Raw genomic sequence first — 19,579 nt, 5'->3', positions numbered from 1 at the left:
AGCGTCCGTCTTGGGTCGACGGCCAAGGGGTGCCTGGCCAGCCGGTTGTCTATTCGCGCCCTACCTTAAGGGAGAGGCGCGTTTAGGTCGAGATTAAATGTTTAGCCGAGGTCAGGCGTTCTGACCGTTCAGCGGTATTGGAGGAAGACGTTGTCTCGCCCGAACTGGTCACGCAAAGCTTGAATCAAGCCATCAGCAGGATCAATTCGCCACGTCTCGCCAAATTGCAACATGGCCTTGGCTTCACTGCCGGTGTACTCCATGGTCACCGGGCATGCGCCACGGTGGCGTTTGAGCAGGTCACCCAACCAGCGTAGCTGATCGCCCTTGAGCGCTTCGGTCTTGACCTTCAAGCGCAGGCTTTCGGCCAGGTTGGTGCGGGCATCTTCCATACTCATCACCCGCTTGATCCGCAGGCGCAGGCCGCCGGAAAAGTCGTCGTTACTGACCTCCCCTTCCACCACCACCATGGCGTCGGTCTGCAGCAGCGACTGAGCGGAGTGGAAGGCGTCGGCAAACAACGACGCCTCGATACGGCCCGAGCGGTCATCAAGGGTGATAAAGCCCATCTTGTCGCCCTTCTTATTTTTCATCACCCGCAGGGCAATGATCATCCCGGCGACGGTCTGGGTATCGCGCGCCGGTTTCAGGTCGATGATGCGCTGGCGGGCAAACCGCCGGATCTCGCCTTCGTACTCGTCAATCGGGTGACCGGTGAGGTAAAGACCCAAGGTGTCTTTCTCACCCTTGAGGCGTTCCTTGAGGGTCAGTTCCTTGGCCTTGCGATGGTTGGCGTAGACATCCGCATCTTCTTCGACGAACAACCCGCCAAACAGGTCGGCATGGCCACTGTCATGGGTACGGGCGGTCTGTTCGGCAGCCTTGATCGCCTCTTCCATGGCAGTGAGCAGCACCGCGCGGTTGCGGTCGATATTGGCCTGGTAAGCCTTCGGTTCATCATGGAAATACGGGCCGAGCCGGTCGAGTGCGCCGCTGCGAATCAAGCCATCGAGGGTGCGTTTGTTGATGCGTTTGAGGTCAACCCGGGCACAGAAGTCGAACAGGTCCTTGAACGGCCCGTCCTGGCGCGCCTCGGTGATGGCTTCCACCGGGCCTTCGCCCACGCCCTTGATCGCGCCGAGGCCATAGATGATGCGGCCTTCGTCGTTCACCGTGAACTTGAACTCCGAGGCGTTCACGTCCGGCGCGTCGAGGCGCAGTTTCATGGTGCGCACTTCCTCGATCAAGGTCACGACCTTGTCGGTGTTGTGCATATCCGCCGAGAGTACCGCGGCCATGAACGGCGCCGGATAGTGGGCTTTCAGCCAGGCGGTCTGGTACGACACCAGGCCGTAGGCGGCGGAGTGGGATTTGTTGAAACCATAACCGGCGAATTTCTCCACCAGGTCGAAAATGTTACCCGCCAGGTCAGCGTCGATATTGTTAGTCGCACAGCCCTCAATGAAACCGCCACGCTGCTTGGCCATTTCCTCGGGCTTTTTCTTACCCATGGCGCGACGCAGCATGTCCGCACCACCAAGGGTGTAGCCAGCCATCACCTGGGCAATCTGCATCACCTGTTCCTGATACAGGATGATGCCGTAGGTCGGTGCCAATACGGGCTTCAGGCCCTCGTACTGGTAGTCGGAGTGCGGGTAAGCCAGTTCGGCGCGGCCGTGCTTACGGTTGATGAAGTCATCCACCATGCCTGATTGCAGCGGGCCCGGACGGAACAGGGCCACCAGTGCGATCAAGTCTTCCAGGCAGTCGGGCTTGAGCTTTTTGATCAGCTCCTTCATGCCCCGGGATTCAAGCTGGAACACCGCCGTGGTTTCGGCTTTTTGCAACAGGCTGTAGGTCGGTTTGTCGTCCAGCGGGATAAACGCAATATCCAGCGGTTCTTCGCCGACCTTGGCGCGGTCGCGGTTGATGGTCTTGAGTGCCCAGTCGATGATGGTCAGGGTCCGAAGGCCCAGGAAGTCGAACTTCACCAGGCCGGCCGCCTCCACGTCGTCCTTGTCGAACTGGGTAACCAGGCCGCCGCCTTCTTCATCGCAATAGATCGGCGAAAAGTCGGTCAGCTTGGTTGGGGCGATAACTACGCCACCGGCGTGTTTACCGACGTTACGCACCACGCCTTCCAGCTTGCGCGCCATGTCCCAGATTTCCGCGGCTTCTTCATCGACCTTGATGAAGTCGCGCAGGATCTCTTCCTGCTCGTAGGCTTTTTCCAGGGTCATGCCGACTTCGAACGGGATCATCTTCGACAGGCGATCCGCCAGACCGTAGGACTTGCCCTGCACCCGCGCCACGTCACGGATAACCGCCTTGGCGGCCATCGAACCGAAGGTGATGATCTGGCTTACAGCGTTTCGGCCGTATTTCTCGGCCACGTATTCGATGACCCGATCACGGCCGTCCATGCAGAAGTCGACGTCGAAGTCGGGCATGGATACCCGTTCCGGGTTCAGGAACCGTTCGAACAGCAGGTCATATTCCAGCGGGTCAAGGTCGGTAATCTTCTGTACATAGGCCACCAGCGAGCCAGCACCTGACCCCCGGCCCGGGCCTACCGGCACGCCGTTGCTTTTGGCCCACTGGATAAAGTCCATTACGATCAGGAAGTAGCCCGGGAACCCCATCTGAATAATGATATCCAGCTCGAAATTCAACCGATCGACATACACCTGACGCTTGGCTTCGTAATCTTCGGTGGTGTCCTTGGGCAACAGGACGCTGAGGCGTTCTTCCAGGCCATCGAACGACACCTTGCGGAAGTACTCATCGATGGTCATGCCATCGGGAATCGGGAAGTTGGGCAGGAAGTGCTTGCCCAGCTTCACTTCAATATTGCAGCGCTTGGCGATTTCGACAGAGTTTTCCAGGGCCTCGGGCAAGTCGCTGAACAACTCCGCCATTTCCTCGGCGCTTTTGAGGTACTGCTCTTCGCTGTAGTTTTTCGAGCGACGCGGGTCATCCAGGGCCCGGCCTTCACCGATGCACACGCGAGTCTCGTGGGCTTCGAAGTCTTCTTTCTTGATAAAGCGCACATCGTTTGTCGCCACCAGCGGCGCACCCAACTTGTCGGCCAGGGCCACCGCCGCGTGCAGGTGCTCTTCATCGTTGGGGCGATTGGTGCGCTGCACTTCCAGGTAGAAGCGGTCCGGAAAAACCTGCATCCACTCGCGGGCCAGCACTTCGGCTTCCTGGGGGTTACCGCCCAGCAGCGCGATACCGATTTCACCCTCTTTGGCCGCCGAGAGCATGATCACGCCTTCGCTGGCTTGCGCGACCCACTCGCGCTCGATGATGATCGAGCCGTTGCGCTGGCCGTCGATAAAGCCACGGGAAATCAGTTCGGTAAGGTTGCGGTAACCCACGCCGTTCATCGCCAGCAGGCTGATGCGGCTCAGGGGGTTATCCGGGTCTTTGTTGGACAGCCACAGGTCGGCGCCACAGATCGGCTTGATGCCGGCGCCCATGGCGTTCTTGTAGAACTTGACCAGGGAGCACATGTTGTTCTGATCGGTAACCGCCACCGCAGGCATGTTCATGCCCACCAGGGTTTTGACCAGTGGTTTGATCCGTACCAGGCCGTCGACCAGGGAGTATTCAGTGTGCAGGCGCAGATGAACGAATGAAGCCGGCATAGTGATCCTGTCTAGAAACGTGGAGACAACAAGGCCCGGATTGTACCGGGCCTCGAGCAAAACATCAGCCTCGCGACTACACCTCGCTGAGGCTCTCGCGCAGCTCGTAAGCCTGGCGCACCGGGGCGAACGAGCGCCGGTGGATCGGGGTTGGCCCGAGACGCGCCAGGGCTTCCAGATGAACGGGCGTCGGGTAGCCTTTATGCCCGCCGATGCCGTATCCAGGGTAGATCAACTCGAATGCGGCCATTTCGCGATCTCGGCTGACCTTGGCCAGGATCGAGGCAGCCGCAATGGCAGGCACCTTGCTATCCCCCTTGACCACCGCTTCCGCCGGCATCGCCAGCTTGGGGCAACGGTTGCCATCGATCATCGCCAATTTCGGCGTGATATGCAGGCCCTCAACGGCGCGCTGCATGGCAAGCATGGTCGCATGCAGAATGTTCAGCTCGTCGATTTCCTCGACTTCTGCACGGGCGATATGCCAACTCAGGGCTTTTTCACAGATTTCGTCGTAAAGCTTTTCGCGACGGGCTTCGGTGAGTTTTTTCGAATCATTGAGGCCCAGGATCGGACGATTCGGGTCAAGGATCACCGCCGCCGTCACCACCGCGCCACACAAAGGGCCGCGTCCTACTTCGTCAACGCCGGCCACCAGCTCATGGGCTTGGGCAACCAGGCTGAAATCCAGGCCCATTTGCGTGGTCATAAGGCTTCCTGTTTATGGCCGATCAATGTCAGCACGGCGTCGGCCGCCTGATTCGAGGCATCGCGACGCAGGGTGCGGTGAATGTCATCGAAACCACGGGTCTGCTCTTCGCCGCCGTCGATCAAGGGTAATAGAGTTTGCGCAAGCGCTTCGGGCGTTGCATCGTCCTGCAACAACTCCGGCACCAACAGACGCTGGGCCAGCAGATTGGGCAGGGAAATGTACGGGCTCTTGACCATACGCTTGAGAATCCAGAAGGTCAGTGGCGCCAAGCGATAAGCGACGACCATGGGGCGCTTGTACAGCAGGGCCTCCAGGGTCGCGGTGCCCGACGCGATCAACACCGCATCGCAGGCAGCCAGGGCCAGGTGGGACTGGCCGTCGAGCAGGGTCAGCGGCAGGTTGCGACCTTCCAGCAGGGTTTCGATCTGTGCGCGACGTTGTGGGCTGGCACACGGCAGCACAAAGCGTACACCCGGTTTTTGCGCTTGCAGACGTTCGGCCGCATCAAAAAACAGTGCCCCCAAACGTCCGACCTCACCGCCGCGACTGCCCGGCATCAACGCCACCAACGGGCCATCGGGCAAACCCAATTCGGCACGCGCAGCGCCACGATCAGCTTGCAATGGAATTGCATCGGCCAGGGTATGGCCGACAAACCGCACCGGCACGCCCTTCTCTTCATAGAACCGGGCTTCGAACGGTAGCAGGGTCAACATCAGGTCACAGCCTTCACGGATCTTCAGCACGCGCTTCTGCCGCCATGCCCACACGGATGGGCTGACGTAGTGCACGGTCTTGATTCCGGCCTGACGCAACTTGAGTTCGATATTGAGGGTGAAGTCTGGCGCGTCGATCCCAATAAAGACATCGGGCTTTTCTTCGATCAGCGTCTTGATCAGCAGCTTACGGCGAGCGAGCAGTTCACGCAGACGCCCCAAGACCTCCACCAAGCCCATGACCGACAAGCGCTCCATGGGAAAGTAGGAAGTAAGACCTTCGGCCTGCATCAATGGGCCACCGACCCCGATAAATTCCACCGCTGGATGCTGGGCCTTGAGGGCCCGCATCAGGCCAGCACCCAGGATATCGCCGGAAGCTTCACCGGCCACGAGCGCAATACGCAGATTGGCCATGATCAGCGGGTGATGCCGCGAGTCGATGCCTGGATAGAGTCACGGAACACCGCGACTTCCGGGAACAGCGTCGCGGGTTCGGTCAGCTCGGTCAGGGCCTGTTCGACCGTCAAGCCTTGGCGGTATACCGTCTTGTAGGCACGGCGCAGGGCATGGATTGCATCTTCGCTGAAACCGCGTCGGCGCATGCCCTCGAAGTTCATGCTACGAGCTTCGGCAGGGTTGCCGAACACCGTAACGAATGCAGGGACATCCTTGCCGATGGCGGTGCCCATGCCGGAAAAGCTGTGGGCGCCGATATGGCAGTACTGATGCACCAGGGTGAAACCGGACAGGATCGCCCAGTCGTCAACATGTACATGGCCAGCCAACGCGGTGTTATTGACCAGGATGCAATGGTTGCCGATCACGCTGTCATGACCGATGTGCGCATAGGCCATGACCAGATTGTGGTCACCCAAGGTGGTTTCCGCGCGATCCTGCACGGTGCCGCGGTGAATGGTGACGCCTTCACGGATGATGTTGTGGTCACCGATTACCAGGCGTGTTTCTTCACCCTTGTACTTCATGTCCGGGGTGTCTTCGCCTACCGAGGAAAACTGGTAGATACGATTGTGTTTGCCAATGCGGGTCGGACCCTTGAGGATCACGTGTGGCCCGATGACAGTCCCCTCGCCGATTTCCACACCTGCGCCGACGATCGACCAAGGGCCGACCTCAACGTCGTCGGCCAATACGGCCGACGGATCGATGATTGCGCGAGGGTCAATCAAACTCATAGTTTGCGTTCCGCACAGATGATCTCGGCAGAGCACACCGGCTTGCCATCCACCGACGCCTGGCATTCGAACTTCCAGATCTGGCGCTTGCAACTGATGAACTTGGCTTCCAGGATCAACTGGTCACCTGGCGTGACCGGGCTGCGGAAGCGCAGCTTGTCGGAGCCCACGAAATAGTAAAGCGTGCCATCGGCAGGCTTGAGGTCGAGCATTTTGAAACCAAGGATACCGGCAGCCTGGGCCATCGCTTCGATGATCAACACGCCCGGCATAATTGGATGCGCGGGGAAGTGACCGTTGAAGAATGGTTCGTTGATGCTGACATTCTTGTAGGCACGAATGCGCTTTTCCTCGACATTGAGGTCCACTACCCGGTCCACCAGCAGGAACGGGTAACGGTGAGGCAGGTATTCGCGAATCTCGTTGATGTCCATCATTTCGGGGGGAAGCCTGTAATAAAGATTGGGGGCGGGCGAACTAAAAGCACGCCCCGCTAGCAAATCAAGGAGGCAGTCTAGCGGCTGTGCACACTTGATATGGAAATGGTATCAGCCTTCTGATGAAGCATTACCGCCAGGGGTCACGTCCCCAACACGCTTTTCCAGCTGTTTGATGCGCCGTGCCATGTCGTCGATCTTGCGCAAACGCGCCGCACTCTTGCGCCATTCAGCCGCAGGTTGCATGGCCGTACCGGACGAGTAGGCCCCGGGCTCGGTAATCGAGTGGGTCACCATGGTCATACCGGTGATGAAGACGTTGTCGCAAATATCGATATGCCCCACCAGCCCAACGCCACCGGCGAGCATGCAATGCTTACCGATCCTGGTGCTGCCGGAGATCCCCACGCACGCGGCCATGGCGGTGTGATCGCCAATCTGTACGTTGTGGGCAATCTGGATCTGGTTATCGAGCTTCACGCCGTTACCGATCACGGTATCGGCCAGGGCCCCGCGATCAACAGCGGTGTTCACACCGATTTCCACGTCGTCACCGATCAATACGCCGCCGACCTGGGCAATCTTGTGCCAGATACCCTTGGAGTTGGCAAAGCCAAAGCCTTCGCCGCCGATCACAGCACCCGATTGAATGACCACACGCTGACCAATACGCACATCGTGGTAGAGCGTCACACGCGGGGCCAGCCAGCCATCGGCTCCGATTTCGCAACGCGCGCCGATAAAGCAGTGGGCACCCACCGTGACACCAGCGCCAATACGCGCACCACTCTCGATCACGGCGAACGCACCAATACTGGCCGCAGGGTCAACCTGGGCATCATCGGCGATCACGGCAGACGGATGAATACCGCCGGCCGCTTTCGGCTTGGGATCGAACAGGTGTGACGTCTTTGCGTACGCCAGGTACGGGTCGGCCACCACCAGCGCGTCCCCGATAAACCCTTCGGCGTCAGCGGCCTTCAGCAACACGGCTGCGGCTTGGCAATCGACCAGGTATTTACGGTATTGAGGGTTTGCGAGGAAGCTCAACTGAGCTGGGCCAGCCTCCTGCAAGGTGGCTAGCCCAGTGATTTCTTTCTCCGGGGAGCCACGCAAGGTGGCCCCCAGGAACTCGGCCAACTCGCCGAGCTTGATAGTCGCGGTCATGGTTTACTTCAGCTGGTTCATGCGCTCGATCACCTGGCGGGTGATGTCGTATTGAGGCTTGACGTCAATCACGGCGCCGCGCTCGAACACCAGGTCAAAGGCACCCTTCTTGATGACTTCTTCCACGGCGCTGTCGAGCTTAGGCTTGAGCTGCTTGAGCATTTCACGGTCGGCAACAGCCTTGGCTTCGTTCAGTTCCTTGGATTGGAACTGGTAGTCACGGGCCTTTTGCTTGAATTCAAGCTCCAGACGCTCGCGCTCGCCTTGCTGCATCTTGTCGCCACCGGCTACCAGGCGGTCCTGGATGCCCTTGGCACTGCTTTCCAGGGTCTTGAGCTTGGTCAGTTGCGGACCGAATTTCTTCTCGGCGTCCACGGCGTAACGCTTGGCCGCGTCGGATTCCAGCAGGGCCATCTGATAGTTCAGGACGGCGATTTTCATTTCGGCGAAGGCCGGGGTGGTTACCAGCACAGTGGCCAGCAAGACCAATTGAGTCAACTTACGCACGATGTACTCCTACAGAATCCGTTGTCGTTATCTTAGGTCAGACGCTTAGAACGTCTGGCCGAGGGAGAATTGGAAAATCTGGGTTTCAGCGTTATCCGGTTTCTTGATCGGCATGGCCAGCGCGAAGCTCAACGGGCCCAGTGCAGTCACCCAGGTCACACCTACACCCACGGAGCTGGCCAGGTTGCTGAGGCTCACGTCGTTACACTGGGTGTTGGACTTCAAGCCACTCGGGTTCTTGATCTGCTCGCACTTGGAGTCGAACACGTTACCCACGTCCCAGAAGACCGAAGTCCGCAGGGAACGCTGATCCTTGACGAATGGCAGCGGGAACAGGATCTCGGCACCACCCTGGATCAGCACGTTACCACCGAATGGCAGCGGGTCGTTGTCATCATCCGGGCGAGTACCGACGTTACCGGTTTGCTCAAAACCACGGCTTGGGGTACCACGAGGACCCAACGTGCTGTCCTTGAAGCCACGTACCGAGTTGAAACCACCCGCATAGTAGTTCTCGTAGAACGGCAAGCCATTGGTCGAACCATAACCGTCGCCATAACCCAGCTCTGTGTGCAGGCGCATGGTGTAGTTATCGCTCAACGGCTGGAACAACTGGCCGCGGTAGTCGAGCTTGAAGAACGACAGGTCGCTGCCCGGCGTGGTGACCTCCGCAGTCAGGCTCTGGGAATGGCCACGGGTTGCCAATACACCTTTGTTCAGGGTCGACTCGGACCAGCCGGCAGAGGCCTTGAAGTTCAGGAACTTGTCACCTTCACGACGGGTGAAGTCGAAGATCTCGTCCACGGTGTACACACCGGTCTTGATCTCATCCTGTTGCGCAGTGATACCGAAGGTCAGGCGCGAGGTCTCGCTGATCGGGTAACCGATGTTGGCGCCCACACCCAGGCTGTCGATTGCATAGCTTGCAACGTCAACGTCGAGGTCTTTGTAGTCGGTGGTGCGGTAGAAGGCGTTGTAGCCCAGGCTTACACCGTCAGCAGTCCAGTAGGGGTCGACATAACCGAAGTTATAGCGGCTCTGGTATTCGCTTCGGGTCAGGCCGATGGAAACCTTGTTACCGGTACCGAGGAAGTTGTTCTGGGTGATCGAGCCACCGAGGATCAGGCCGGCACTCTGTGCGAAACCGACGCTGGCGGTGATCGAACCCGAGGCTTGCTCTTCAACGGCGTAGTTCACGTCAACCTGGTCATCCACACCCGGTACGGCAGGGGTTTCGACGTTGACTTCCTTGAAGAAGCCCAGGCGTTCAAGACGGGTCTTGGACTGGTCGATCAGGTAGGTCGAAGCCCAGCCACCTTCCATCTGCCGCATTTCACGACGCAGCACTTCGTCCGCAGACTTGGTGTTGCCACGGAAGTTGATGCGGTTTACGTAGGCGCGTTTGCCCGGATCGACAACGAAGGTGATGTCCACGGTGTGGTCTTCATCATTCGGGGTCGGTACACCGTTGACGTTGGCGAAGGTATAGCCTTCGTTACCCAGGCGGCGGGTGATCAGTTCGGAAGTCGTGGTCATCAGCTTGCGCGAGAACACCTGGTCTTTCTGCACCAGCAGCAGGGACTTGACCTGGTCTTCTGGAACTTTCAGGTCGCCGCTGAGCTTGACGTCACGAACCTTGTACTTCTCGCCTTCGTTGACGTTGACTGTAATGTAGACGTGCTTCTTGTCCGGGGTGATGGACACCTGGGTCGAAGCGATATCCATGTTGATATAGCCACGGTCCAGGTAGTAGGAGCGCAGGCGTTCCAGGTCACCGGAGAGCTTTTCACGGGCGTACTTGTCATCGTTCTTGAAGAACGATAGCCAGTTGGTGGTCTTGAGCTCGAACAGGTCGACCAGGTCGTCATCAGCGAACTTGGTGTTGCCCACCACGTTGATGTGCTGGATGGCCGCCACGGTGCCTTCGTTGATATTGACCTTCAGGCCAACACGGTTACGAGGCTGCGGGATCACTTCGGTTTCCACGGTCGCGGAGTAGCGGCCCTGGGCAACGTACTGGCGTTGCAGCTCGTTACGCACACCTTCAAGGGTGGCGCGCTGGAAGATCTCGCCCTCGGCCAGGCCGGACTGCTTCAGGCCCTTCATGAGGTCTTCAGTGGAGATAGCCTTGTTACCTTCGATCGCGATACTGGCGACGGAAGGTCGCTCGACGACCGTGATGACCAGGACGTTGCCTTCGCGACCCAGCTGGATATCTTGAAAGAACCCGGTTTTGAACAGCGCACGAGTGGATTCCACCAGGCGACGATCATCCGCCTGTTCCCCGACGTTCAACGGCAAGGCACCAAAGACGCTACCCGCGGAAACCCGCTGGAGGCCGTTGACGCGAATATCGGAGATGGTGAAGGACTCGGCGTGAACTTCGGCGATCATCAATACGGTGAGAACCGCAGTTAGCAGCAGACGTTTCATGAAGTCCTTTCTTATTCCAACTGGCAATAAACAAACTGCCGCAAAATGCGGCAGATTCGCAATTCAGCGAAGCGTTACAGTCGTCCCAGATCGTTGACCAGAGCTAACAACATCACTCCGACCACCAAACTGATACCGATCTGTATCCCCCAACCCTGCACCCGATCCGACAAGGGGCGACCACGCACCCACTCGACCAGATAAAACAGCAGATGCCCCCCATCCAATACTGGAATGGGCAGCAAATTCAGAACCCCAAGGCTAATACTCAGATAAGCCAGGAAATTCAGGAAATCCGCGACACCCGACTGGGCAGAAGCGCCCGCCACTTTAGCAATGGTTATCGGTCCACTCAAGTTTTTTACCGAGAGCTCACCGAACAACATTTTCTTGAGGGATTCGAGGGTCAGCACGCTCATGGTCCAAGTGCGTTTCGCACCCTCGCCAATTGCTGCCAAAGGCCCGAAACTGACCTCTCGCACCATCGATGGCGGCCACTCGACACCTTTGACCCCGGCACCCAGGTAACCCCCAGCCGCCTTGGCTTCCCCTCGAACCGACAAGGTCACAGGGACGTCAATTTGAGCACCCTCGCGCTCAACTTTCAGCACAATCTTGGTATCAGGACGTACACGTACCAGGTCGACCACTTGCTGCCAGTCACCCAGCGCCTGGCCATCGAGGGCCAGCAGGCGATCACCGGTTTTCAGGCCAGCGGCCTGGGCCGGGCCTTTCGGATCCAGCTCGGCCAGCACCGGCGGCAAGGCCGGCCGCCAAGGACGAATACCCAGGGATTTGATCGGGTCAGGCTCATCGGCGCCTTTGAGCCAATGGTCCAGGGCCAATGCACGCGGGGTTTCGGCACTGGAATCCTGGTCACGCACCACCACGTTGACAGTGCCGCTTTCACCCAGGCGACGCACCAACTGCAAGTTGACAGCACCCCACCCCGTGGTTGGCTCGCCATCAATGGAAACAATTTCCTGGCCCGCGCTCAAGCCAGCCTTGGCCGCGATGCTGTCCGTCTCGACCGCACCAATGACCGGACGCACCTGCTGGCTGCCCATCATGGCCAGGACCCAGAAGAACACTATCGCCAGCAGGAAGTTGGCGATCGGGCCCGCCGCCACGATGGCGATACGCTGACGAACGGTCTTGCGATTGAAAGACTGGTCCAATTGGTCGGCAGGCACTTCGCCTTCGCGCTCATCAAGCATCTTGACGTAGCCACCCAACGGGATGGCGGCGATCACAAACTCGGTGCCACGACGGTCATGCCAGCGCAGCAATGGCATGCCGAAACCGACGGAAAAGCGCAATACCTTGACGCCGCAACGACGCGCCACCCAGAAGTGGCCGAATTCGTGGAAGGTAACCAGCACACCCAGAGCAACCAGGGTGCCGACAATCATGTAGAGCGCACTCATCTAATTTCTCCGCATTTCAATCCAATGCCTGAAGGCTCGAAGCTGCCCACAGCCTAACGCGTGTTGCGGCCCAGCCATTGCTCGGCCAGGGCCCGGGCCTTGGTATCAGCCTCGAACACCGCACCCAGGTCATTCACCGCCACAACGGGCTCAAGATTCAGAACGTCCTCGATGATACTCGCGATCTGCGGAAAGCGGATGCGCCGTTCGAGAAACGCTGCCACGGCCACTTCATTGGCCGCATTGAGCATCGCCGGTGCACTGTTACCTGCTTCGGTCGCTTGCCGCGCCAGGCGCAGGCATGGAAAGCGCTGCTCGTCCGGGGCTTCGAAGTCCAGTCGCGCAATTGCAAACAGGTCCAATGGCGCCACGCCGGAATCAATCCGCTCCGGCCAGGCCAAGGCGTTCGCAATCGGCGTGCGCATGTCCGGGTTACCCAACTGCGCCAACACCGAACCGTCCACATAATCGACCAGAGAGTGGATCACGCTTTGCGGGTGGATCACCACCTCAACCTGGTCAGGCCGTGCATCGAACAACCAGCATGCCTCGATCAGCTCCAGGCCCTTGTTCATCATGCTCGCCGAATCCACGGAGATTTTTCGCCCCATGGACCAGTTCGGGTGGGCGCACGCCTGATCGGGAGACACGTGTTCCAACTCAGCCAATGGAGTCTGCCGGAAGGGACCACCAGACGCCGTCAGCAGAATCCGGCGCACGCCGACCTGGCTCAAGCCGCGGGCAAAATCACCGGGCATGCACTGGAAGATTGCGTTGTGCTCACTGTCGAGAGGCAGCAGCACCGCACCGCTCCTGCGCACCGCTTGCATAAAGAGTGCACCGGACATGACCAGGGCTTCTTTATTGGCCAGCAGGATTTTCTTGCCGGCATCGACTGCTGCCAGGGTCGGACGCAAGCCCGCTGCACCGACAATCGCCGCCACCACGGTATCCACGTCCGGATCGGACGAGACCTGGCACAACCCCGCCTCCCCCACCAACACCTGAGTGGCCAGCCCGGCAGCCCGCAGATCGTCCTGCAGCCCACGGGCCACCGCGGCCTCCGGCACTACGGCAAAGCGCGGTGCGTGGCGCACGCACAAGGCGAGCAACTCGCGCAAACGCGTGAAGCCGGTCAGGGCGAAAACTTGATAACGATCCGGGTGACGGGCGATGACATCCAGGGTACTCAACCCGACCGAGCCGGTCGCACCCAACACGGTGACCTGCTGCAGGCGGCTCACGAAGCAGTCATCCACAGCAGCACGGCAAAGATCGGCAGCGCAGCAGTAAGGCTGTCGATACGATCCAGCACACCACCATGCCCTGGCAGCAGGTTACTGCTGTCCTTGATCCCCGCCTGGCGCTTGAACATGCTCTCGGTAAGGTCACCCACCACCGAGATGAACACGACAATAGCTGTACCCAGCAAGGCCAGGAAGATCTCTTTTACCGACCAGTCACGTACCACACCGACCCCCAATGTGATCAGCAGCGTCAATGCCAAGCCGCCGTATACGCCTTCCCAGCTCTTGCCTGGGCTGACTGCCGGCGCCAGCTTGCGCTTGCCAAAGGCACGGCCCGAGAAGTAGGCCCCAATATCTGCGCCCCACACCAGCACCATCACCGCCAGGATCAATTCGTTGCCGATGGGGTAACGCTTGATCTCCACCAACCCTTGCCAGGCCGGCAGCAGGACCAGCAAGCCGATCACCAGCTTGCAGGCCACGCTTGACCATTGGCCGCTGGTGCGCGGATAGGTCAACACCAGGAATGTCGCCAACGCCCACCACAGCACCGCCGCGCCCAGGACCCAGGGTGCGATATCCGGCAGGATGTACATCAGGAACAACAACAGCGCGACCACTGCGGCATACGCCACGCGCGGTAATTGGCTGCTCAGACCCGCCAGGCGCGCCCATTCCCAGGCACCCAGGGTCACGACCAGGCCGATGAACAGCGCAAAGCCGGAACCTTCGAGCAGGAAGAAACCGCACAAGGCAATCGGCAGCAGGATCAGTGCCGTGATGATTCGTTGTTTAAGCATTTAAACCCGGGCTCCAGCTTCGATCTGCTCGCTCGTTTTACCGAAGCGACGCTGACGGGAAGCGAAATCGGCCAGCGCATTGCGCATGGCATCGTGTTTGAAGTCCGGCCAGAACAGGTCGGAGAAGTACAACTCGGTGTACGCCATCTGCCACAGCAGGAAATTGCTGATGCGATGCTCGCCACCGGTACGAATGCACAAGTCCGGCAACGGCAGGTCGCCGGTCACCAGGCAGGTTTGCAACAGTTCGGGCGTGATGTCGTCCGGTCGCAGATGACCGGCTTGCACTTCGCGGGCAAGGCGCTGCGCGGCTTGGGCAATGTCCCACTGGCCACCGTAGTTGGCTGCGATCTGCAACACAAAACGGTTACTGCCTGCGGTAATGGCCTCGGCTTCGCGCATGGCCGCTTGCAGTTCCGGGTGGAACCGCGAGCGATCACCAATGATGCGCAGACTGATGTTGTTGTCATTGAGGCGCTTGGCCTCACGACGCAGCGCCTTGAAGAACAGGTCCATCAAGGCACTGACTTCATCGGCGGGTCGCTGCCAGTTCTCGCTGGAGAACGCGAACAAGGTCAAGACTTCGACCTTGGCTTCAGCGCACACCTCAATCACCGCCCTTACCGCGTCAACACCCGCTTTATGCCCGGCGACACCCGGCATAAAGCGTTTTTTCGCCCAGCGATTATTCCCATCCATGATGATCGCGACATGGCGCGGCACCACGGAGGGCACAGTCTGCTTGGTCTTTTCCATGAAGGCGTCCTGACCCCTTATACGGCCATCAGGTCCTTTTCTTTTTCTTCGGTCGCCTTGGTGATCTGCGCTTCGGCGTCCTTGGTCAGCTTGTCGATATCAGCGACGGCACGACGCTCTTCGTCTTCACTGATTTCCTTGTCCTTGACCAGCTTCTTCAAGTCACCCAGCGCGTCACGACGGATGTTACGCACGGCAACGCGCGCATCTTCAGCGGCACTGCGCGCCTGCTTGGTGAAGCCCTTACGGGTTTCTTCGGTGAGAGCAGGCATGGAGATCAGCAACAACTCACCCAGGTTGGTCGGGTTGAGGTTCAGACCAGCGCTCTGAATCGCCTTGTCGACCGCCGCGAGCATATTGCGCTCGAAGGCCACGACCTGCAGGGTGCGCGAGTCCTTAACAGTCACGTTGGCCACGCCGCTCAGCGGGGTGTCGGAACCGTAGTAAGGCACCATCACGCTGCCCAGGATGCTCGGGTGCGCCTTGCCGGTACGGATCTGGCCAAATGCGTGGCTCAGGGATTCCAGGGATTTTTGCATACGCGCCTGGGCGTCTTTCTTGATTTCATTGATCATTGTTGGCCTTCCTCGATCAGAGTCCCTTCCGCGCCGCCGTGTACGATATTCAGCAGGGCGCCGGGCTTGTTCATGTTAAATACGCGCAGCGGCATCTTGTGGTCGCGGCACAGGCAGATAGCCGTCAGGTCCATCACACCCAGCTTGCGATCCAGCACTTCATCGTAGGTCAGATGATCGAACTTCTCGGCATGCGGGTCTTTGAATGGGTCTGCAGTGTATACGCCATCCACCTTGGTCGCCTTCAGCACCACGTCGGCATCGATTTCGATAGCACGCAGGCACGCGGCCGAGTCGGTGGTGAAGAACGGGTTACCAGTGCCGGCGGCAAAGATCACCACTTCCTTGGCGTTCAAGTGGCGCATGGCTTTGCGGCGATCATAGTGATCGGTCACGCCCACCATGGAAATAGCCGACATCACGATGGCCGAGATGTTGGCACGCTCCAGCGCATCGCGCATGGCCAAGGCGTTCATCACAGTGGCCAGCATGCCCATGTGGTCGCCGGTGACTCGATCCATGCCGGCCGCACTCAGTGCTGCACCGCGGAACAGGTTACCGCCACCGATCACCAAGCCGACCTGCACACCGATACCGACCAATTGGCCGACTTCAAGCGCCATGCGGTCAAGCACCTTGGGGTCGATCCCGAACTCTTCCGAGCCCATCAGGGCCTCGCCGCTGAGCTTGAGTAGAATGCGTTTATAGCGAGCCTGATAACCACTGCCCTGCTGAGCCATTGCGAATCTCTCCTGCGGCGTATTTTTTAAAAATTCTTGGCGAGCCGTTTACGGCTTGCGTTCACTCTAGCTGGACGCTATCACAGCGCCATCGGAACACGGCTTTGTAAGCCAGTTCCGAGAGGAAACCAAATAAAATTGGCCTTCCCATTTGAAAAGAGGCTGCGCGCGTGAGCGGGCAGCCTCTTTCGGCGACAGTTTGGAACTGTCTTATTGCTTGGCGGCAGCCAGCTGGGCAGCAACTTCTTCAGCGAAGTTGTCGACCGGCTTCTCGATGCCGTCGCCTACTTTGTAGTAGGTGAAGGAAACGATTTCAGCACCGGCTTTCTTGGCCAGCTCGCCAACCTTGACTTCAGGGTTCTTGACGAACGCCTGTTCAACCAGGCTCGCTTCAGCCAGGAACTTGCTGATACGGCCTTTGATCATGTTTTCAACGATGTTTTCTGGCTTGCCGGCGATCTTGTCGGCGTTCAGGCTCAGGAACACAGCTTTTTCGCGTTCGATTGCTTCTTCGGAAACTTCCGAAGGCAGCAGGAACTCAGGGTTGCTTGCAGCAACGTGCATAGCGATGTCTTTGGCCAGCTCTACGTCGCCGCCCTTCAGAACAACCGCTACACCGATCTTGTTGCCGTGCAGGTAGCCACCAACAACATCACCTTCAACGCGAGTCAGGCGACGGATGTTGACGTTTTCGCCAACCTTGCCGACCAGTACCAGGCGATCCGCTTCTTGAGCTTCGATCAGAGGCTCAACGGTGGTCAGCTTCTCGTCGAATGCTTTCTTGACGCTGGCAGCAACGAATGCCTTGAAGTCGTCTTGCAGGGCAAGGAAGTCGGTCTGCGAGTTCACTTCCAGCAGAACGGCGGCTTTACCGTCTTCAACCAGAGCGATAGCGCCTTCAGCAGCGACGTTGCCTGCTTTCTTGGCAGCCTTGATGGCGCCGGAAGCACGCATGTCATCAATGGCTTTTTCGATGTCGCCGCCGGCCTTGGTCAAGGCCTTTTTGCAATCCATCATGCCTTCGCCGGTACGCTCACGCAGTTCTTTAACCAACGCTGCAGTAATCTCTGCCATTTCAAAATCCTCTTGGATAGGTTTTCAACCATTCCACCCGATCAAACGGGCGATCAATTCTTCCCGAATATCCGTTGTAGGCCGCTGCACGTTACAAATGATGTAGCTGCGCTGCCGACAAATGGTTTTCGAGGTGGCAAAAAGGGGGCCAAGCCCCCTTTTTGCTTACTGAGTCAACGCCAGGGCGTCAGTTACTCAGCGGCAGCTACCGGAGCTTCTTCAACGAACTGCTCGGTACCACCAGCAACGTGGTTGCGGCCACGGATTACAGCGTCAGCCATCGAACCCATGTACAGCTGGATAGCGCGGATTGCGTCATCGTTGCCTGGGATGATGTAGTCAACGCCTTCCGGGCTGCTGTTGGTATCGACTACGCCGATAACCGGGATGCCCAGCTTGTTGGCTTCGGTGATCGCGATGCGCTCGTGATCAACGTCGATTACGAACAGTGCGTCAGGCAGACCGCCCATGTCCTTGATACCACCCAGGGAACGATCGAGCTTTTCCAGGTCACGGGAGCGCATCAGCGCTTCTTTCTTGGTCAGCTTGGCGAAAGTACCGTCTTCGGCTTGCACTTCAAGGTCACGCAGACGCTTGATGGAAGCACGGATGGTTTTGAAGTTGGTCAGCATGCCGCCCAACCAGCGGTGATCGACGTACGGCGAACCGCAACGTGCTGCTTCTTCAGCAACGATCTTGCCAGCGGAACGCTTGGTGCCGACGAACAGGATCTTGTTTTTGCCCTGGGCCAGGCGCTCTACGAAAGTCAGAGCTTCGTTGAACATTGGCAGGGTTTTTTCAAGGTTGATAATGTGAATCTTGTTACGCGCGCCGAAAATGTACTTACCCATTTTCGGGTTCCAGTAACGGGTCTGGTGACCGAAGTGCACACCGGCCTTCAGCATATCGCGCATGTTGACTTGGGACATGATAGTTCCTTAATAAGTCGGGTTTGGCCTCCACGTATCCCAATGACCAACCAGCGGCATCAAGGCCTCCGGCACCCAGGTCATCGTGTCGACACGTGTGTGGATTTAAGCTTTGCGGGGTATCCCCGGAAAGCGGCGCATTTTATACCACAGCATCGACAAAAACGAAACCCGCAATCACATTTGCCGCCCGCCGCCTTTGCCTGAGCACTTGAATAGAGCCAACATGCCTCTACCTTATAGAGAGAAGCGATTACCAGACGCTCATGATTTGACGCCATCGTCTGTTAGAATCGCGTTTTTTGGGACTTGCGCGAATTTTGTAACCCTTTGTCGCGCCCCCGTGAACCGTATTGATTTCAGCGCGTCGCGCTAGAGAGAGCCTGTATGACCGTTACCTTGAAAACCGCCGAAGACATCGCAGGCATGCGCGTTGCCGGCAAACTGGCTGCCGACGTGCTGGAAATGATTGCCGAACACGTCAAGCCAGGTGTCACCACCGAAGCACTGGACCGTATCTGCCACGACTATATCGTCGACGTGCAAAAAGCCATCCCTGCCCCCCTGAACTACAAAGGCTTCCCCAAGTCGATCTGCACGTCGATCAACCACGTGGTCTGCCACGGGATTCCGGGTGACAAGCCACTGAAAGACGGCGACACCCTGAATATCGACGTCACTGTGATCAAGGATGGTTATCACGGCGACACCAGCCGCATGTTCCACGTGGGCAACGTGCCAGTCTGGGCCGAGCGCCTCTCCCAGGTCACCCAGGAATGCATGTACAAGGCCATCGAGATCGTCAAGCCCGGCTGCCGCCTGGGCGACATCGGTGAGGTGATCCAGAAGCACGCTGAAAAGAACGGCTTCTCGGTGGTGCGCGAGTTCTGCGGCCACGGTATCGGCAAGGTGTTCCACGAAGAACCGCAGATCCTGCACTACGGCAAGGCCGGTACCGGCATGGAACTCAAGGCCGGCATGACCTTCACCATCGAGCCGATGATCAACCAGGGCAAGGCCGACACCAAGGTACTGGGCGACGGCTGGACCGCCATCACCAAGGACCGCAAGCTTTCGGCCCAGTGGGAACACACCCTGCTGGTCACCGAGACCGGCTACGAGATCTTCACCCTGCGCGCCGACGACACGATCCCGCGCGTCTCTGCGTAAAAGCTGTGCTGGTTTTCCCAAATTGTGTTGTGTCTGACTATTA

General features: G+C 58.6%; 17 protein-coding genes. 1 reads left to right on the top strand and 16 read right to left on the bottom strand.

Annotation, left to right across the window (positions count from 1 at the left end; all coding sequences use genetic code 11):
* Positions 1–128 precede the first annotated feature (128 nt).
* From dnaE to rpsB, 16 genes are all read right to left on the bottom strand, one after another.
* Positions 129–3,650, bottom strand: coding sequence for a DNA polymerase III subunit alpha (dnaE, locus tag FRT59_RS03040; RefSeq protein ID WP_034118461.1), 3,522 nt, complete (start codon positions 3,648–3,650; stop codon positions 129–131).
* Positions 3,651–3,726: 76 nt separating this feature from the next.
* On the bottom strand, positions 3,727–4,359 hold the full coding sequence (gene rnhB, locus FRT59_RS03035; RefSeq protein ID WP_153870363.1) for a ribonuclease HII: 633 nt from the start codon (positions 4,357–4,359) through the stop codon (positions 3,727–3,729).
* Positions 4,356–5,495, bottom strand: coding sequence for a lipid-A-disaccharide synthase (lpxB, locus tag FRT59_RS03030; RefSeq protein ID WP_034118459.1), 1,140 nt, complete (start codon positions 5,493–5,495; stop codon positions 4,356–4,358). Before lpxB ends, rnhB begins: the two co-directional genes overlap by 4 nt.
* A 2-nt stretch (positions 5,496–5,497) precedes the next feature.
* A complete protein-coding gene (gene lpxA / locus FRT59_RS03025) occupies positions 5,498–6,274 on the bottom strand; it encodes an acyl-ACP--UDP-N-acetylglucosamine O-acyltransferase (RefSeq protein WP_034118458.1) in 777 nt (258 codons plus the stop codon).
* Positions 6,271–6,711, bottom strand: a complete 441-nt coding sequence (fabZ, locus tag FRT59_RS03020) for a 3-hydroxyacyl-ACP dehydratase FabZ (protein WP_034118457.1) — start codon at positions 6,709–6,711, stop codon at positions 6,271–6,273. The genes lpxA and fabZ overlap by 4 nt, the downstream gene beginning before the upstream one ends.
* A gap of 111 nt (positions 6,712–6,822) precedes the next feature.
* Entirely contained in the window at positions 6,823–7,878 is a 1,056-nt protein-coding gene (gene lpxD, locus FRT59_RS03015) for a UDP-3-O-(3-hydroxymyristoyl)glucosamine N-acyltransferase (RefSeq protein WP_153870362.1), read from the bottom strand.
* A gap of 3 nt (positions 7,879–7,881) precedes the next feature.
* Complete coding sequence (locus tag FRT59_RS03010) at positions 7,882–8,385, bottom strand: OmpH/Skp family outer membrane protein (RefSeq protein WP_003189173.1); 504 nt, start codon at positions 8,383–8,385, stop codon at positions 7,882–7,884.
* Positions 8,386–8,430: 45 nt separating this feature from the next.
* On the bottom strand, positions 8,431–10,818 hold the full coding sequence (gene bamA / locus FRT59_RS03005) for an outer membrane protein assembly factor BamA (RefSeq protein WP_153870361.1): 2,388 nt from the start codon (positions 10,816–10,818) through the stop codon (positions 8,431–8,433).
* 74 nt (positions 10,819–10,892) lie between these two features.
* Positions 10,893–12,245 (bottom strand): sigma E protease regulator RseP, encoded by a 1,353-nt coding sequence (gene rseP / locus FRT59_RS03000; protein WP_034118454.1) that lies wholly within the window; start codon positions 12,243–12,245, stop codon positions 10,893–10,895.
* A 53-nt stretch (positions 12,246–12,298) separates the two neighbouring features.
* Positions 12,299–13,489: a 1-deoxy-D-xylulose-5-phosphate reductoisomerase gene (gene ispC / locus FRT59_RS02995; RefSeq protein ID WP_034118453.1), complete on the bottom strand. Its 1,191-nt coding sequence runs from the start codon at positions 13,487–13,489 to the stop codon at positions 12,299–12,301.
* Complete coding sequence (locus tag FRT59_RS02990; protein WP_034118452.1) at positions 13,486–14,292, bottom strand: phosphatidate cytidylyltransferase; 807 nt, start codon at positions 14,290–14,292, stop codon at positions 13,486–13,488. The genes ispC and FRT59_RS02990 overlap by 4 nt, the downstream gene beginning before the upstream one ends.
* Positions 14,293–15,048 carry a polyprenyl diphosphate synthase gene (uppS, locus tag FRT59_RS02985; RefSeq protein WP_034118451.1) on the bottom strand — a complete coding sequence of 252 codons (756 nt, stop codon included), beginning with the start codon at positions 15,046–15,048 and terminating at the stop codon, positions 14,293–14,295. It lies immediately after the preceding gene.
* A gap of 17 nt (positions 15,049–15,065) precedes the next feature.
* Positions 15,066–15,623 carry a ribosome recycling factor gene (frr, locus tag FRT59_RS02980; protein ID WP_003189163.1) on the bottom strand — a complete coding sequence of 186 codons (558 nt, stop codon included), beginning with the start codon at positions 15,621–15,623 and terminating at the stop codon, positions 15,066–15,068.
* Entirely contained in the window at positions 15,620–16,363 is a 744-nt protein-coding gene (pyrH, locus tag FRT59_RS02975) for a UMP kinase (protein WP_003172271.1), read from the bottom strand. The genes frr and pyrH overlap by 4 nt, the downstream gene beginning before the upstream one ends.
* 210 nt (positions 16,364–16,573) lie before the next feature.
* Positions 16,574–17,437, bottom strand: a complete 864-nt coding sequence (gene tsf / locus FRT59_RS02970; protein WP_153870360.1) for a translation elongation factor Ts — start codon at positions 17,435–17,437, stop codon at positions 16,574–16,576.
* Positions 17,438–17,628: 191 nt separating this feature from the next.
* A complete protein-coding gene (gene rpsB / locus FRT59_RS02965; protein WP_003189158.1) occupies positions 17,629–18,366 on the bottom strand; it encodes a 30S ribosomal protein S2 in 738 nt (245 codons plus the stop codon).
* Positions 18,367–18,753: 387 nt separating this feature from the next.
* On the opposite strand from rpsB, the gene map reads away from it, so the two are divergent.
* On the top strand, positions 18,754–19,536 hold the full coding sequence (gene map, locus FRT59_RS02960) for a type I methionyl aminopeptidase (RefSeq protein WP_034118449.1): 783 nt from the start codon (positions 18,754–18,756) through the stop codon (positions 19,534–19,536).
* The last annotated feature ends 43 nt before the right edge of the window (positions 19,537–19,579 follow it).

The sequence above is a fragment of the Pseudomonas haemolytica genome (assembly GCF_009659625.1).
In the GTDB taxonomy this organism is placed as follows: domain Bacteria; phylum Pseudomonadota; class Gammaproteobacteria; order Pseudomonadales; family Pseudomonadaceae; genus Aquipseudomonas; species Aquipseudomonas haemolytica.
Note: the sequence above shows the minus strand (reverse complement) of the source record. Positions and strands in the feature narration are given on the sequence as shown.